The organism is Aliidiomarina sp. (assembly GCF_047920995.1).
Lineage (GTDB): Bacteria > Pseudomonadota > Gammaproteobacteria > Enterobacterales > Alteromonadaceae > Aliidiomarina.
The window spans coordinates 1-16,267 of sequence record NZ_JBLRWZ010000012.1 but is presented as its reverse complement, the minus strand read 5'-3'; the positions used below and the strand labels follow the sequence as shown (position 1 = coordinate 16,267).

The following is a 16,267-nucleotide window of genomic DNA, read 5'->3' as shown; positions in this document are numbered from 1 at the left end:
TTGAGCTTGAGATTATGAACCCAACTCCCACATCACCGCAGCAGGCTGTTCACGTAGCCGTTGCGGTGGTTGTGAATCAACACGCACAAATCCTAGTAAGTAAACGCGCCAACCATCAGCATCAAGGTGGTTTATGGGAGTTTCCCGGCGGCAAAGTTGAAAACGGCGAGCCTGTGCAAATCGCATTAGCGCGCGAACTCCATGAAGAACTTAATATTAGCCTAAGCAACGCTACCCCATTACTGCAGGTAAGCCATGATTATGGCGATAAATATGTAGTGTTAGATGTGTGGTGGGTAAGCGATTATGCTGGTGAAGTACATGGCAATGAAGGCCAAGAATGGCAATGGGCCGATGCGCAAACCTTGGCAATATTGCCGTTTCCAGCCGCTAATAAACCTATTTTAACGGCTGTACTCGAGCGTTTAGCAAGCTTAGCTTAATGTGTGTGTCGAGTTTTTAACGCCGAGTTGAGTGTATGGCGTTACATCTAGAAGTGCTCGGTTTAATAATCGTCTTCAGGATTAGCAATTGGCGGTAGATCATCGCCCGGAATCCGTTTTTCTTCCGCAGCCCATTCCCCTAAATCAATCATTTTACAGCGCTCTGAACAAAACGGGCGAAACGCTGATTTTTCACTCCATGCCACTTTTTTACCGCAGGTAGGGCAATCAACAACCATTGGGGTGCTCTTCGACATAACTTCTAAAATCCTTAAATACAGCGGGCAAGCTGGAATGGAACCGGGCCACTATGCGCAACGCGCTCAGCATTATCAGCTTGCATAAAACGAATATTGTAACGTTGCCGATGGCCGCTAATTAGCGGATACACGGCAAGCTCTGCAGGAATGCGTAGCCGCAATAGCGAAAGCTTTTCCTCATTCCCTTGCCAGCTACCATTTTCGGCCACCAGATCTTTAAATTCAGTTTGTTCGCGTAACATGGTCATTTCCATGCTCAAAGCATCGCGCAACACGGTAAGTTGCTCTAGCCAGGCGCGGGTATCGGTTACCCTATCTACCGCTGGCTTTTGCAGCCAAAACTGTAAATCAGGTAATTCGTGATGGCATTGCCCACCCATGATACCCATGCGTTGGCGCACATTGCCTAGCAAACGATGATCACGCAACGTATAACCAAACTTATGGCCTTCACAGAGTGCTTGCAGCACCGAGCGCAGTTCGCCATGAATGTCTTGTAGGCGCCGCTGGTCTACAGCAGGGTGATTGAAATAAGCCATTAACTTACTCTCGCGGCGTTCTAAATCTTTGATTAAATCGGCGCGCGTATCGGTGCGATCGAGTAAATCGAGGAGGTTGAATAGGCCGCCAAAAAACAAAGGGTAATTCTCTGAACTTACCTGCTTGGCGGCATGGTTCAGCTGATCAAGTAACGCTTCAATCCGTAAATAAACTCGAACGCGCTCTTCGAGAGGGTGTTCGTATGCTTTCCAGGTCATTTTATTCTTCTTTGTAGAACTGCTTCTCTCATGATAACGAGCTATTTATTCAGTGCAATGGTTTTTCACTCATTTAACGCTTTCAGGTACTGGCTGTGCAGTTTTTCTACTTGCACACGCAAATCAGTAAGCGAACCGCTGTTATCAATAATGTCATCTGCTTTCGCAGTGCGCTCGGCGCGTTTCAGCTGCGCTGCCATAATCGAGAGCACTTGCGCCTCATCAACACTATCACGGTTCACGGTGCGCTGCAGCTGCACCGCTTCGGGAACATCTACCACCAGCACTCGGTTGCATAAATGCTCTAGGCCATTTTCTAACAATAACGGTGCAGAAAGAATTACGTAGGGCGATGTGGCGGCAGCGAGCTGGCGATGGATTTCATCACGAATAGCTGGATGCATAATGCTATTAAGCTGTTGTTTGGCCACATCATCGGCAAAAATAGCGGCCCGTAGCTTGGCCCGATTTAGTGAGCCATCGGCATGTACTATTTCATTGCCAAACTGAGCCACAATGGTTTGCAATACGGGGCTGTTTGGCGCCACGATGGCGCGCGCAATTACATCGGCATCTACCACGGTAATACCTAGCTTTTGAAAATGCTCGGTAGCCGCGCTTTTCCCAGAGCCAATCCCGCCGGTAACACCCACTACCATCATATTACCCAACTCCAATACCACTGATAAATGGGTTGCGCATAAAACAGCGCAATACCGCCGGCAATGGCTAAAAATGGGCCAAAGGGCATCGGCTTACTGTGTTCATGCAAATGCAGCACAATCAGGCCAATGCCATACACGGCGCCTACCAAAGAAGAAAGCAATATTACCAACGGCAGCGCTTGCCAACCGAGCCATGCGCCAATTACCGCCAGCAATTTGAAATCGCCGTAGCCCATGCCTTCTTTACCAGTAATCAATTTGAATGCCCAAAATACCGACCACAAGAACAAATACCCGGCTGCTGCACCAATCAGCGCATCTACTGGGCTTACCGGCAATATGGAAATACTTAACAGCAAGCCAAGCCAGAGCAGGGGCAAAGTGATTTGATCAGGCAACAACATGGTTTGCCTATCGATCATGGTGAGAATTAGTAAGCAATACAGCAGTACGGCGTAGGCTAAGCCCACGTAGCTAAAGCCGAAATGCAGCACTGCAGCCAAGGCAAGCAAGCCAGAAAGTACTTCTACAATTGGATACTGCATGGAAATCTTAGTTTTACAGGCCGAGCACTTACCACGCAGAAACAAATAGCTAAGTAGGGGGATATTTTCATACCACCGAATGCGGTGGCCACAACTTGGGCAGTGTGATGCCGGGTAGGCTAAATTAAAGCGCGTGCGCGGCTCTTCTTCGTTGTGTTCTTGTAGCTCGGTAAAGCTCTCGGCACATTCTTTGCGCCATTGCAGCTCTAACATGCGCGGCAAGCGGGCGATTACCACATTGGCAAAGCTACCAAACACAAGCCCGAGTAGGGTGGCAAACACATACCCTAGCATTGGGTAAACTTGAAAAACTTCCATTCGCTATATCCTTGTTTATACATAACCGGCGGCCGTAGCCCGTATCTTAACGCACTGTTTGGCCAAGCTGAAAGAGTGGCAAATACAATGCCAATAATAACAGTAATACAATAATACTCACGGCTATTAATACAACAGTGGGCAGCAATTGGCTGATTCGTTGCTGTTGCTCGCTAAGCTGCTCGGTAAGTTGGCGCATAGCGAACTGCAGTTGCTGCACAAGTTGCCCGCTTTGCTCGCCAGTGGCGATGGCTTCCAGCAACACCGTGGGCAATATAGTGCGGCTTAGGGTTTGCGCCAAAGTAATACCTTGGCTGAGGTGTTTACTGGCCATGTGCCAATGGTGTTGCCAGTAACCACTGGCAGAAAATCGCGCAATTAGCGCACAGCCTTGCTGCAAAGGAATGCCACTGGCGAGGGTAAGCACCAGCATATCCAGACCATGCAATACATGTTGGTTGCTCCACCATCGGCCCAGCAGCGGTAGAGCATAAATTCTGCTGGCACCACGAAAGCTCAGCATGGCTATGCTAGCTCGGTAGCGAATGAAGAGTAGCAAGAGTGTGGCCGCCACTAGCCCTAGCACCATCTGTTGCTGTATGGCTGGGCTATTCAGTTGCAACAGCAGCGCGGTTAAGGGCGGCAGCGGCACTTCCAACTGCGCATAGATTGCCGCGAATTTAGGTAATAGAAAAAACACCATTAACAATACCGTAAGCCCCGCCACGGCCAACACAATGAGTGGATAGCGCAATGCTGCTCGCATTTGTTGGCGGCGGCTTTGCTCTGCGGTTAAGTTGCTTACCAAGCGCGATAGCACATCGCCTAGCCGGCCGGTTTCTTCACCAATTTTTACCCATGCACAAATCGAATCGGGGAACAGTTGGGGATATTGGCCCATGGCTTTCGCAATACTTAGGCCTTCGTTTAAGGCCCGAACAACCCCCGCGCTGGCGTCGGCCTGTAATTGGGTTTTGCTTTGTTGGTGCAAGTGCATCCATGCTTGGCGATGATCAAACCCAGCACTTAACAAGCTCTGCCATTGATACAAAAACTTGCATAAAAATTGGCTGTTATCTGGTTGGCGATACTGTGTGCCCATAGGCTTGAGTGCCGTTACGCGAATTTTCTGCTCACTCAACGTAAGCGCAGCAGCCTGTTGCGAGCGTGCTTTCAGTAGCCCGCGTTGTGGGCCGGTTTCCGCGTGCAGGCCTTGCCATTTAAACCATACCATAGCAGTTCCTATTGTTCGCTCAACCGTACGCTATCGGTGAATTCACTTAACGAGCTCACCTCAGTGTGTTGTAAGCACTGCCGCAATTGTTGCCAATAGTTGGCTTGCGATGGCCCCGCCAACAAGGCTTGGCGCAACTGCTCATGCATTGCATGCAGCTGAAATACGCCTTGGCGCTGTTTGGCCACGGTAATTAACCGCTGGTTTATCAACAGTTGCAGGCAAGTTGCCAATTGGTAGTTATCTATCCCTAGTTGTTGCAGGCGAATAATAGCGTTCAGCGCCGCGCTAGCATGTAGGGTGGCAAACACTAAATGGCCGGTTTGTGCTGCTTGCACCGCAATATGGGCGGTTTCTGCATCGCGAATTTCGCCCACCATCAACACATCCGGATCTTGCCGCAATAGCGCGCGCAAAGCCGTGGCGAAGGTAAGGCCAATGGCGGGTTTTATTGGTACTTGGTTAACGCCCGCTAAAGCTACTTCTACTGGGTCTTCCACGGTGGCAATGTTCTTGGTTTGCGCGGCAAGAATCTGCAGCATGGCATATAAGGTGCGAGTTTTGCCGCTGCCGGTAGGGCCGGTAACTAGAATAAGCCCTTCTTGCAATTGTAAAGCGCTTTCGGCTTGTTGCAGTTGTTGTGGCAGCATACCCAGCTCGGTAAGTGGCAGTGCCTGTTGGTGGGTTAACTGCAAGCGCAGCACCAGCTTTTCGCCGCGCAACGTGGCAATACTGTTGAGCCGGCAATCGATACACCCTGTGCTCGCGGTAATTTGAATGCGGCCATCCTGTGGCAATCGGCGCTCGGTAGTATCAAGCCCAGCGGCTGTTTTCAACGCGGCAATAATGCGTAAACCTTCATGCTCACTGAGCAGCTGTTGCTGCTCAGGGGGCGCGCTCAGTTCACCTAAAAACCGACACCGCCAACGATAGCCGTTATTCACTGCCTCGAGGTGCAGATCGGAAACACCGCGGTTGGCTTGCGCTTGCAAAAAGGCACTGAGATCTTGGCTGAGTTGATGCATAAATTCATTTGCTCTCTATGGCTTAGGAATGCGGGTGTAGCTGCAGCCGTGAACGATAAGACCAAGCTAAAAACAACGCTATAAACTAGGAACTAAGCGCTGCAGCGCAATGGGGAATACGCATGCCAAGGCCTTCACTGGCACCAAAATCGGAACAGGCAATTAACCATTGCAGTTGGGTTGCGGTAGCAGCGGGGCGCAGCTCTACTTGCAGAGCGTTACCTTGCCCATCACGCACACTTAAAGTGGCGCGAATTGAACCGGCCACCGAGCCTGGGCTAATACTTTCCACGCCTTCTGGGTAGGGTGCGGTAGATACGGGAATACCGCGTTGGCCAAAGCTAGAGCAGGGGGTGAGTGAGCCTTCCATTTGCCAGCACAAATTAATTGCGGTTTGCCATGCCTGCAAACTTACCAGCGCCGTGCCAGCCCGAGCACGTTGGGTATAATCGGTGTACGCGGGTACGGCAAATGAGCTGAGCACGCCAATAATGGCCACCACAATCATGAGCTCAATTAAGTTAAAACCACGGGAATAGGTAAACAACCTCATCAGCAATTCCTTTTGCGAGTAAGAAGTACACCATGAGTAATAGAAGGGAAATGCGAGAGGGTAAAGAAAAGTAGCTCTCGTTCCGCTTTAACTTACAACAAAGTAGTAATGCGCATCGATAAATCCATCGCGTGCACATGCTTAGTTAGCGCGCCCGAAGAAATATAATCTACGCCAGTAGCTGCATACATCGCCAACTGATCACTGGTTACATTGCCAGACACTTCTAATTTGGCTTGGCCACGGGTAAGCTCTACCGCAGTGCGAATATCTTCCAAGCTGAAGTTATCCAACATAATCACATCGGCACCAGCGGCCAATGCCAGCTCCAGCTCGGCAAGGCTTTCAGTTTCTACTTCTACCCAACGGCCGGGGTAATTCTGCCGGGCAGAAGCAATGGCCTGGCGAATGCCGCCGCAGGCCGCTATGTGGTTTTCTTTAATCAAAAAGGCATCAAATAAGCCGATACGATGGTTGCTACCGCCACCACAGCGTACCGCATATTTTTGCGCCAAGCGTAGGCCAGGAATGGTTTTTCGCGTATCTAATAGCTCGGTATTAGTACCTTGTAAATGCTGCACAGCACTGGCTACAGCTGTAGCGGTAGCGGAAAGGGTTTGCAGGAAATTCATGGCGGTGCGCTCGCCAGTTAACAATGCACGCGCGGGGCCATGCAAGCTACACAGCAACTGATTCGGTTGTACGTTATCGCCATCGGCTACGTGCCATTCAACGCTTACGCTATCGCCCAACTGGCGAAATACTTCGTTCACCCAAGCTACCCCACATAGCACACCGGCTTCTCGGGTTATTAGCCGCGCACTCGCTTGTTGCTGCTCGGGAATTAAGCTGGCGGTAACATCGGCATCGGCATTCATTTCGCCACCCAAATCTTCCGCAAGTGCGGCAGTAACTTGGGCTGGAATGCTTTCTAGAAGTGCGGTATCGGTTCCTAAAATTGCAGAACTTAATCGTTCAGAGTGTGCGGTACTCATGCGCAGCAATTACCTTGCAGTTAGTGCGGCTGGGCAACGTTGCCCGAGCCAAAATCAAAAGTTACTGGCGAATCGTTAATACCCGATCGCGTTGGCTAAATTCAAGGGCGCGCAACGCGCTCATGCCCAATAAAACATGGTTGCTATCGTAATCGGGAACAATAGTAGCGGCAACATTATACAGGCGAATCTCGCCAAGTTGCAGCTCTGATATTTCTGTTTGGTAGGCGGTAGCAATGCCACTCGCGGTGCGCACTTGCACCCGTTGGCCGGCCCGCAAGTTTAACGAATCGGCCATCCGGCCAGGAATCGCCACTTGGGTAGCGCCGGTATCGAGCAAAAAGCTTACCTGTGCGCCATTAATAAAACCGTTGGCAATGTAGTGGCCACTGGGATTTTGCTTTAACTCTACTACTGCAGTGCCATTATCGCGGTAGCTCATTACTTGTTGGTTGGGGTTTTCTTTCTTATCCAAAAAGTTATCGAACCATGTGTACAGCACAAACAGCACAGCTATCCAAGCAAACCATGCAAACCAACTGCCTACGCGCTTGGTTGGATCATTCGAGCTAAACATCATTTTCATTGCTGTATATGCCCCACTTTACCTTTACCGATTAAATTCGGATACTGTATGCATCATATCAAGAACATACGCGAACAGCGAAATCATTGAGGTTACTTGTGCTTATTTTGCAACACCACCGATTACAGCCGGTTGCCCACTGCGTATCACCCCACGCCGATGCGCGGCCCGATAGTACCGATATTAGCTTGCTCGTAGTGCATGGCATTAGTTTGCCAGCTGGCCAATTTGGTGGCCCTTACATTAACGATCTATTTCTAGGCTGCTTGGATTGTAATGCCCATGAAGATTTTGTAGTACTACAAGGATTACGTGTTTCCGCCCATTGTTTGATCAGGCGCGATGGCAGTATTGTGCAGTATGTTGATTTCGATCAGCGTGCGTGGCACGCCGGCGTTTCAGAATGGCAGGGGCGCGAACGCTGTAATGATTTTTCCATCGGTATCGAACTTGAGGGAACGGATAACACCCCCTACACTGAATTACAGTATCGATCGTTAGCGGCAATGGCGGCAGTTATTCAAGAAAACTATCCGGCCATTACTGATTCGCGTATTGTTGGCCATGAAGATATAGCGCCTGGGCGCAAAACAGACCCAGGCCCGGCATTTAACTGGCATCATTTTCGTACCCTTTTGCAAGCGCAAAAGGCCATTAATAACACAAGGAAATAATCAACATGATCGTGTTTTCGTTATTTATAGCGTTAATTTTGGAGCGCCTCCGAATAACACCCGATATATGGAAATTAACCGCCATTGCGGAACGTTGGGATCGCTGGCTTAGCGAGAAAGATGATGTAAGCAGTTGGCGTGAGCATGATCTATTCGGTCCGTTATTGGTGTTAGCGCCGGCGATTCTGCTGGCGCTGCTGATGTGGATTAATAGCAGCGTGCTAGCAGCGGTATTAGTGAACATTGTTGTACTTACATTAGTGCTCGGTTGTCGGCCGCAGCGAGCAGCATTGCGGGCGTATTTTCTAGCAGCAAAGCGGGGCGATGACGAAGAAATGCAAGAGCACATGCAAGCAATTCGCTATCCGGCAGATACGGAACTCCGTGTAGGGCAACAATTGGTGTGGCTAAATTTCCGTTATTACGCGGCGGTATCGCTGTGGTTCATTATTTTAGGCGCACCCGGTGCGTTAGCCTATGGCTTGCTGCGTGAACGTGCAGAAGTATTTCCAAAGCTATTAGCTTGGGTAGAATGGTTGCCACTGCGCATTGCGGCGTTTGGCTATTTACTCGTAGGGCATTTCACGCGCGGTTTGGCGGCTTGGTTAGATATTCTGCCAAAAGGTATTCATGAGCCAGAACAGCAATTGAATAGCGTTGCCGTAGCCGCTGAAGATATTGATGTGGAAGAAGATGATGAGGTGGTGGAAGCCGAGATTTTAGTGGCTTTAGCGCGCCGCAATATGATTTTAGTGTTGGTGGCGGTGGCCATTCTTACCCTCTTCGGTTGGGTGGTATGACCAATTGGGTAGTTTAAAATACTTGGGTTTTTGCTAAAACAGCGTTATAATCTCGCTCAAGTGGTAAATTGGTAATACCAATTATTCGTGAGGTGGCAGTTTTCCTAGCCGGAAAGCTGCCACTCGCACAAAACCAAATGGGAAATGAATGATTCAACGCGTAGCGCAAACCAAGCTTTCCGATATTATCGTTGCTCAAATAGAAGCAATGATAGTTGATGGCACCTGGGGGCCAGGCGAACGCTTGCCTTCTGAGCGTGAGCTAGCGGTGAAATTTGCGGTTTCCCGCCCTTCGTTACGAGAAGCCATTCAAAAGCTAGAAGCCAAACGCTTACTTTCGCGGCGCCAAGGCGGCGGAACCTACGTAAGCGGTGCACTTGATCAGCAAGTAAGCGAGCCATTGTTCGAATTACTTGCACGCCACCCCGAATCACAATTTGATTTACTCGAATTTCGCCACGCATTAGAGGGCGTTTCCTCTTTTTACGCGGCGATGCGCGGTACCGATACAGATTTAGTACACATCGCGGAAAGCTTTGCGGCGATCCGCGAGCTGCGCGAAAGCAGTATAGAAGAACAAGCAAAAGCATTAATGGTGTTTTATGCCAGCATCGCGGAAGCTTCGCACAATGTGGTGTTATTGCACCTTGTGCGCGGTATGCGCGAATTGCTGCAAGAAAATATGCGCCGTAATTTAGAAATTCTTTCCCAACGCAGTGATGTGCGGGAGCAGTTACATATTCATCGGCAAGCAATTGTTGATGCAATTATTGCACGAGAGCCTGAGCAAGCACGGGATGCCTGCCACCAACATTTGGCTTATATTGAAGGAACGTTATTACACCTGAATCGGGAGCACACCCGGCTGCAACGAGCGTTGCGGCGGAGTGAACCGTTATCCACTCCAGCGGAGAAGTAAGGAATTACTATGTCAGATTTAGATCAACACGATATTGATCAGCAAGAAACACAAGAATGGCTTGATTCACTAGAAGCCGTACTTGATGCTGAAGGCCCAGAGCGGGCGCATTTTATTCTTGAGCAGCTGATTGATAAAGCGCGCCGCAGTGGTGCGTATTTGCCGTATCAGCCTACTACTGCCTACCTGAATACCATTCCAGTTAGCCAAGAGCCAGTAATGCCGGGCGATCATACCTTGGAAGCGCGGATTCGGGCAGCGATTCGCTGGAACGCATTGGCGATGGTATTGCGGGCTTCGAAGAAAGATCTAGAGCTTGGCGGCCACATTTCCAGCTTTGCTTCTTCAGCCATGTTGTACGATGTGGGCTTCAACCACTTCTTCCGTGCTCCAGGTGAAGATGGCGGCGATTTCTTATTTATTCAGGGCCACGTTTCGCCAGGTATTTATGCCCGGGCGTTCCTTGAAGGCCGGCTTACCGAAGAGCAACTGGATGGCTTCCGCCAAGAAGTAGATGGCACCGGTATTTCTTCGTATCCGCATCCGAAGTTGATGCCAGATTTCTGGCAGTTTCCAACCGTATCTATGGGCCTTGGCCCAATGCAGGCAATTTATACCGCGCGTTTCTTGAAGTACCTTACCGATCGCGGCATTAAAGATTGCTCGAACCAGCGCGTATATTGCTTCTTAGGCGATGGCGAAGTAGATGAGCCAGAAAGCTTAGGTGCCATTGGTTTAGCTACCCGTGAAGGTTTGGATAACCTTACCTTTATCGTGAACTGTAACTTACAGCGCTTAGATGGCCCGGTACGTGGTAACGGCAAAATCATTCAAGAGCTGGAAGGCACATTCCGTGGTGCTGGCTGGGAAGTAATTAAAGTAATTTGGGGCCGCTACTGGGATCCGCTGTTATATCGAGATACCGAAGGTAAGCTTGCCGAAATTATGCAAACCAGCGTAGATGGCGAATACCAAAACTACAAAGCGAAAGGTGGTGCGTATACCCGCGAGAAATTCTTCGGCAAAACGGAAGAAACTAAAGCGATGGTGGCCAACCTTTCTGATGAAGATATTTGGCGCTTAAACCGTGGTGGCCACGATCCAGTAAAAGTGTACGCGGCTTACCATAAAGCAGTGAACACCAAAGGCCGGCCACAGGTTATTTTGGCGAAAACCGTAAAAGGTTACGGCATGGGTGCTGCGGGTGAAGGTAAAAACGTAGCGCACCAAGTGAAGAAAATGGATGTAGAAGCCATTAAGCACTTCCGCGATCGCTTCAACATTCCAGTTAAAGATGAAGATTTAGAAGAAATGCCGTTCTATCGCTTCCCAGAAGATAGCGAAGAAATGAAGTATATGAAGGAACGCCGCGAGAAGCTGGGTGGCTTTATGCCAGTGCGCCGCGCTGAAACCGATAAAGATCTCGAGATTCCAGCATTGAAGATTTTTGATGCGGTATTGAAAGGCTCAGGCGATCGGGAAATTTCTACCACTATGGCGTTTGTACGTGTACTTACGGCATTGCTGAAAGATAAGAAAATTGGCCAGCGCATTGTGCCAATTATTCCAGATGAAGCGCGTACTTTTGGTATGGAAGGCTTGTTCCGCCAAGTAGGTATTTATTCTAGCCAAGGCCAGAAATATACCCCACAAGATGCAGATCAAGTGGCCTACTATCGTGAAGATAAAAAAGGCCAGGTACTGCAAGAAGGGATTAACGAACTAGGTGCAATGGCATCGTTTGTGGCAGCGGGTACTAGCTACTCTACCAACAACGAGCCGATGATCCCGTTCTACACTTATTACTCAATGTTTGGTTTCCAACGTGTAGGTGATTTAGTGTGGGCCGCTGGTGATAGCCAAACTCGTGGTTTCTTGATTGGTGGTACGGCAGGCCGTACAACCTTGAATGGCGAAGGCTTGCAGCACCAAGATGGCCACAGCCACTTGCATTTCGGTACCGTGCCAAACTGTATTACCTACGATCCAACCTATGGCTACGAAGTAGCGGTAATTGTGCACGATGGTATGCGCCGCATGTATGGTGAGCAGGAAAACGTGTTCTATTACCTAACGGTGCTGAACGAGAACTACAAGCAGCCAGAAATGCCAGAAGGTGTTGAAGAAGGCATTCTGCGTGGTATTTACCAGCTAGACGAAGTGAAGCCGAAGAAAGCGAATGGCAAAGTACGCTTATTAGGTTCGGGTTCTATTTTGCAGCAAGTACGTAAAGCAGCCAGCATATTGGCCGATGATTTCGGCGTACAGGCAACCGTGTTCAGCGCTACCTCGTTTAACGAACTTGCGCGCGATGGTTTGGATGTAGAGCGTTACAACATGCTGAATCCAAGCAAGAAAGAGAAAAAGGCTTACATTACTGAGTTACTTGAGAAAACCGAAGGCCCTGTAATTGCAGCAACGGATTACATGAAGCTTTACGCCGATCAAGTACGTGCATGGGTGCCAGCGCCGTATCGCGTATTAGGTACCGATGGCTTCGGTCGTTCAGATAGCCGCGAGAACTTGCGCCGCCACTTTGAAGTGAGCCCAGAGTACATCGTATTGGCAGCACTTTCTGAGCTAGCGAAAGCAGGGGATATCGATAAGAAAGTAGTAACGAAAGCCATTAAAGATTTCGGTATCGATGTAGATAAAGCGAACCCACTCAACGCGTAAGGAGAACATGATGGCTGATGCAAAAGAAGTTAAAGTTCCCGACGTTGGTGGGGAAAGTGTAGAAGTAATTGAAGTATTGGTAAGCGAAGGCGATAACGTTGATGCAGAAGATTCACTGGTAACAGTGGAATCGGATAAAGCCTCGATGGATATCCCTGCGCCATTTGGCGGCGTAGTGAAAAGCCTGAAAGTGAAAGTGGGCGATAAGATCAGCGAAGGTGATTTGCTGGCGCTTATGGAAGCTGCAGATTCTGGCTCTGATGAAGAGGCCGATGAGAAAGCTGAAGCGCCAAAAGAAGAGAAAGAAGAGAAAGAAGAGAAAGAAGAAGCGCCGAAAGAAGACGCTGAGAAAGAGACACCAAAAGCTGATGCTAAGCCGAAGAAATCGTCTGGCGGTAGCAAAGTAATTGAAGTAAGCGTGCCTGATATCGGTGATTCCGGCGAAGTTGATGTTATCGAAGTATTGGTTAGCGAAGGCGATGAGGTATCGGAAGAAGATGGCCTAATTACCCTAGAAACCGATAAAGCCACCATGGATGTGCCTAGCCCACGAGCCGGTAAAGTGAAAAGCTTGAAAGTGAAAGTGGGTGATAAAGTAAAAGAAGGCTCGTTAGTGCTAGAGCTGGAAATCGCTGGTGAAGATGATGGCGAGGAAGAGGCTGATAGCGCAGATTCTAGCTCTGATACGCAAGAAGAAAAGAGCTCGAAAAGCGAAGCTGATTCGAAAACAGACACAAGCGAAAGCGATGCGAGCAGCAGTAGTGAGCGCAGCTCTGGAAGCAGAAAAGAGCCGCCAGTGCCCGATCATCCGCTGGGCCGCAAAGGCAAAGCCGATGCATTGGTACACGCTTCACCGGCAGTGCGCCGGGTAGCACGCGAGTTTGGGGTAGATCTTAGCAAGGTTTCTGGCACCGGCCCGAAAAACCGCGTACTGAAGCAAGATGTGCAAGAGTTTGTGAAATACGAGCTTTCACGGCCAAAAGCATCTTCAGCACCAGGCACCGGTGGCGAAGGCGGCTTGCAAGTGATTGCCCAGCCAAAAGTAGATTTCAGCAAGTTTGGTGAAATTGAAGAAGTAGAAATGACCCGTATTCAGCGTATTTCGGGGCCAAATCTACATCGCAACTGGGTAACCATTCCACATGTAACGCAGTTTGATGAAGCAGATATCACCGAGCTAGAAGCATTCCGTAAAGGTGAAAACGAGCAGTTAGCGAAGCGCAAAGCCGATGTGAAGTTCACGCCACTGGTATTCATTATGAAAGCCCTGGCGAAAGCATTAGCCGAGTTCCCGCAGTTCAATTCTTCATTGCACGAAGATGGCGAGCACCTGATTATGAAGAAGTATATTCATATCGGTATCGCGGTAGATACGCCAAAAGGTTTGGTAGTGCCAGTAATTCGTGATGTAGATAAGAAAGGCATTGTGGAGCTTTCACGTGAACTCGCCGATGTAAGCATTCGTGCCCGCGATGGCAAATTGAAATCAGCCGATATGCAAGGTGGCTGTATGTCAATTTCTAGCCTAGGTGGCATTGGTGGTACTGCGTTCACGCCAATCGTTAATGCGCCAGAAGTAGCTATTTTGGGCGTATCGAAAAGCGATTTCAAACCGGTATGGAATGGTAAGGAATTCGAGCCACGCTTAATGCTGCCGCTCAGCCTTTCTTACGACCATCGGGTAATAGACGGCGCGCTCGCAGCACGCTTTACTGTGTACCTGAGCAGCGTACTAAGCGATATCCGGAAAATTATACTCTAGGCAAGACGTACCGAGGTTTTCTCGGTACAATATTGCCCGAAAAGTGAATTACAAAGCGAATTGCGTGGTTGAAAGCAGAAATATCCTCATCAGCTACGCCATTGGCAAACAGAATAGGGGTGAACATGAGCAACGAAATTAAAACACAGGTTGTAGTTCTAGGCGGTGGCCCTGGTGGTTACTCAGCAGCGTTCCGTGCAGCCGATTTAGGTTTAGATGTAGTTATCGTAGAGCGTTACAACGTGTTAGGCGGTGTGTGCTTGAACGTAGGCTGTATCCCTTCAAAAGCATTATTGCATTTGGCCAAGCACATTGATGATGCAAAACACCTAGGCGACACCGGTGTTTCGTTTGCTGAGCCAAAAATCGACCTCGATAAAATTCGTGAGCACAAAAGCAAAGTAGTAAGCCAGCTTACTAACGGCCTTGGGCAAATGTCGAAAATGCGTAAAGTGCAAGTGGTTACCGGTAAAGGTGAATTCACTGGCGCTAACGAACTAAAAGTTACTGGCGATAAAGAAACAGTAATCAAGTTCGATAACGCGATTATTGCTGCCGGTTCACAACCTGTAGAATTGCCGTTCATTCCACATGACGATGAGCGTATTTGGGATTCTACCGATGCGTTAGAACTACCATTCGTACCGAAGAAAATGTTGCTTCTTGGCGGTGGTATTATCGGCTTGGAAATGGGCTGTGTATACAGCGCATTAGGCTCTAAGCTAGATGTAGTTGAGTTCATGGACCAGCTAATTCCAGCAGCCGATAAAGATTTAATTAAAGTGTTTACCAAATCGATGAAATCGAAATTCGATAACATCATGTTGGAAACCAAGGTAACTAAAGTAGAAGCCAAGAAAGATGGCATTCACGTAACCTTCGAAGGCAAAAACGCCCCAGAAAAACCAGTGAAATACGATGCTGTACTCGTAGCTGTTGGCCGTACACCAAATGGCGGCAAGTTGGGTGCAGATAAAGCTGGCGTAAAAGTTACCGATAAAGGCTTCATTGAAGTAGATAAGCAATTGCGCACCAACGTAGAGCACATCTTCGCTATTGGCGATATCGTTGGCCAGCCAATGCTTGCCCACAAAGCCGTACACGAAGGCCACGTAGCTGCCGAAGTTATTTCTGGTAAGAAGCACTTCTTCGATCCAAAAGTAATTCCTTCAATCGCGTACACCGATCCAGAAGTTGCATGGGCAGGTTTAACCGAGAAAGAAGCCAAAGAGCAGAATATTGCCATTGAAACCGCGGTATTCCCTTGGTCTGCTTCTGGCCGAGCAATTGCTTCAGGCGCAACCGATGGCTTTACGAAATTGATTTTCGATAAAGAAACCCATCGAATTCTTGGTGGCGCAATGGTTGGTGCACACGCCGGCGAACTACTTGGCGAAGTGTGCTTAGCAATTGAAATGGGTGCCGATGCAGAAGACATCGCGTTAACTGTACACGCCCACCCAACCTTACATGAATCAGTAGGCCTAGCCGCTGAAGTAATGGAAGGTTCAATCACCGATTTACCAAACAAGAAAGCGAAGAAGAAGTAATTTCTAGCTTTTGAACGCTTAGTGGCTGTGGTGAGAAACCCTACCCGCTAAATCTAATTAAGGCCTTCGATGATGCAAATCATTGTTAGGCCTTTTTTGTTGCACTAACTCCACGAACTACAGCAACTCACAAAGATATTCAAGCGTGCGCAATAACGCGCAACCCAATTCTCGTTATCAACTTGCCCTTCTGCAAAAAAAGCCGTAATGTTAACAACTTGTAATTTAAACAACCCAGATACTGAGCATCGCTACCGGAATTAATGCGCACGCACACTATCTATAATAAACAGGAACGCTCACTTTTACGCCGAGCACTACAGGGACGCATTTCATTATTCTTCTTTAATTTCAATGCCCCTTATGTTTTTTTAACGCTCTGCCATGCGCTGCAAAGTGTGCGTGCTTTATATACAAATGTTAGCATTCAAAGAGGTGTTGAGTGAAAGATGGATTTATAGCTCTAGTACCAATTGTCGGTTTTTTTGGCGTGATAATAGGGGC

16 protein-coding genes are annotated in these 16,267 nt (G+C 48.7%); 7 read left to right on the top strand and 9 right to left on the bottom strand.

Annotated features, from left to right (window positions below; all coding sequences use genetic code 11):
* Nucleotides 1-14 precede the first annotated feature (14 nt).
* Complete coding sequence (mutT, locus tag ACNA7P_RS04800; protein ID WP_416257476.1) at nucleotides 15-443, top strand: 8-oxo-dGTP diphosphatase MutT; 429 nt, start codon at nucleotides 15-17, stop codon at nucleotides 441-443.
* Between the two features lie 62 nt (nucleotides 444-505).
* On the opposite strand, the gene yacG is transcribed toward mutT, so the two are convergent.
* From yacG to ACNA7P_RS04755, 9 genes are all read right to left on the bottom strand, one after another.
* A complete protein-coding gene (gene yacG / locus ACNA7P_RS04795; RefSeq protein ID WP_416257520.1) occupies nucleotides 506-682 on the bottom strand; it encodes a DNA gyrase inhibitor YacG in 177 nt (58 codons plus the stop codon).
* A gap of 32 nt (nucleotides 683-714) precedes the next feature.
* The gene (locus ACNA7P_RS04790) at nucleotides 715-1,461 is read right to left on the bottom strand and encodes a cell division protein ZapD (protein ID WP_416257475.1); all 747 of its coding nucleotides are present in this window, start codon (nucleotides 1,459-1,461) and stop codon (nucleotides 715-717) included.
* Nucleotides 1,462-1,526: 65 nt separating this feature from the next.
* Complete coding sequence (gene coaE / locus ACNA7P_RS04785; RefSeq protein WP_416257474.1) at nucleotides 1,527-2,123, bottom strand: dephospho-CoA kinase; 597 nt, start codon at nucleotides 2,121-2,123, stop codon at nucleotides 1,527-1,529.
* Nucleotides 2,120-2,989 (bottom strand): prepilin peptidase, encoded by an 870-nt coding sequence (locus tag ACNA7P_RS04780; RefSeq protein WP_416257473.1) that lies wholly within the window; start codon nucleotides 2,987-2,989, stop codon nucleotides 2,120-2,122. The genes coaE and ACNA7P_RS04780 overlap by 4 nt, the downstream gene beginning before the upstream one ends.
* Nucleotides 2,990-3,035: 46 nt before the next feature.
* On the bottom strand, nucleotides 3,036-4,223 hold the full coding sequence (locus tag ACNA7P_RS04775; protein WP_416257472.1) for a type II secretion system F family protein: 1,188 nt from the start codon (nucleotides 4,221-4,223) through the stop codon (nucleotides 3,036-3,038).
* Between the two features lie 8 nt (nucleotides 4,224-4,231).
* Nucleotides 4,232-5,248, bottom strand: coding sequence for a GspE/PulE family protein (locus tag ACNA7P_RS04770; protein WP_416257471.1), 1,017 nt, complete (start codon nucleotides 5,246-5,248; stop codon nucleotides 4,232-4,234).
* A gap of 85 nt (nucleotides 5,249-5,333) precedes the next feature.
* The gene (locus ACNA7P_RS04765) at nucleotides 5,334-5,801 is read right to left on the bottom strand and encodes a pilin (protein ID WP_416257470.1); all 468 of its coding nucleotides are present in this window, start codon (nucleotides 5,799-5,801) and stop codon (nucleotides 5,334-5,336) included.
* A 92-nt stretch (nucleotides 5,802-5,893) separates the two neighbouring features.
* Nucleotides 5,894-6,796, bottom strand: a complete 903-nt coding sequence (gene nadC, locus ACNA7P_RS04760; RefSeq protein WP_416257469.1) for a carboxylating nicotinate-nucleotide diphosphorylase — start codon at nucleotides 6,794-6,796, stop codon at nucleotides 5,894-5,896.
* A 61-nt stretch (nucleotides 6,797-6,857) separates the two neighbouring features.
* Nucleotides 6,858-7,382 (bottom strand): retropepsin-like aspartic protease family protein, encoded by a 525-nt coding sequence (locus ACNA7P_RS04755; protein ID WP_416257468.1) that lies wholly within the window; start codon nucleotides 7,380-7,382, stop codon nucleotides 6,858-6,860.
* Between the two features lie 98 nt (nucleotides 7,383-7,480).
* On the opposite strand from ACNA7P_RS04755, the gene ampD reads away from it, so the two are divergent.
* From ampD to lpdA, 6 genes are all read left to right on the top strand, one after another.
* The gene (gene ampD, locus ACNA7P_RS04750; protein ID WP_416257467.1) at nucleotides 7,481-8,056 is read left to right on the top strand and encodes a 1,6-anhydro-N-acetylmuramyl-L-alanine amidase AmpD; all 576 of its coding nucleotides are present in this window, start codon (nucleotides 7,481-7,483) and stop codon (nucleotides 8,054-8,056) included.
* A gap of 5 nt (nucleotides 8,057-8,061) precedes the next feature.
* Nucleotides 8,062-8,856: a regulatory signaling modulator protein AmpE gene (ampE, locus tag ACNA7P_RS04745; RefSeq protein ID WP_416257466.1), complete on the top strand. Its 795-nt coding sequence runs from the start codon at nucleotides 8,062-8,064 to the stop codon at nucleotides 8,854-8,856.
* Nucleotides 8,857-9,004: 148 nt separating this feature from the next.
* Nucleotides 9,005-9,775: a pyruvate dehydrogenase complex transcriptional repressor PdhR gene (gene pdhR, locus ACNA7P_RS04740; RefSeq protein ID WP_416257465.1), complete on the top strand. Its 771-nt coding sequence runs from the start codon at nucleotides 9,005-9,007 to the stop codon at nucleotides 9,773-9,775.
* A 9-nt stretch (nucleotides 9,776-9,784) separates the two neighbouring features.
* Entirely contained in the window at nucleotides 9,785-12,451 is a 2,667-nt protein-coding gene (gene aceE, locus ACNA7P_RS04735) for a pyruvate dehydrogenase (acetyl-transferring), homodimeric type (protein WP_416257464.1), read from the top strand.
* Between the two features lie 10 nt (nucleotides 12,452-12,461).
* Nucleotides 12,462-14,213: a dihydrolipoyllysine-residue acetyltransferase gene (aceF, locus tag ACNA7P_RS04730; protein WP_416257463.1), complete on the top strand. Its 1,752-nt coding sequence runs from the start codon at nucleotides 12,462-12,464 to the stop codon at nucleotides 14,211-14,213.
* A 125-nt stretch (nucleotides 14,214-14,338) separates the two neighbouring features.
* Nucleotides 14,339-15,763, top strand: coding sequence for a dihydrolipoyl dehydrogenase (gene lpdA, locus ACNA7P_RS04725; protein ID WP_416257462.1), 1,425 nt, complete (start codon nucleotides 14,339-14,341; stop codon nucleotides 15,761-15,763).
* Nucleotides 15,764-16,267: the final 504 nt, after the last annotated feature.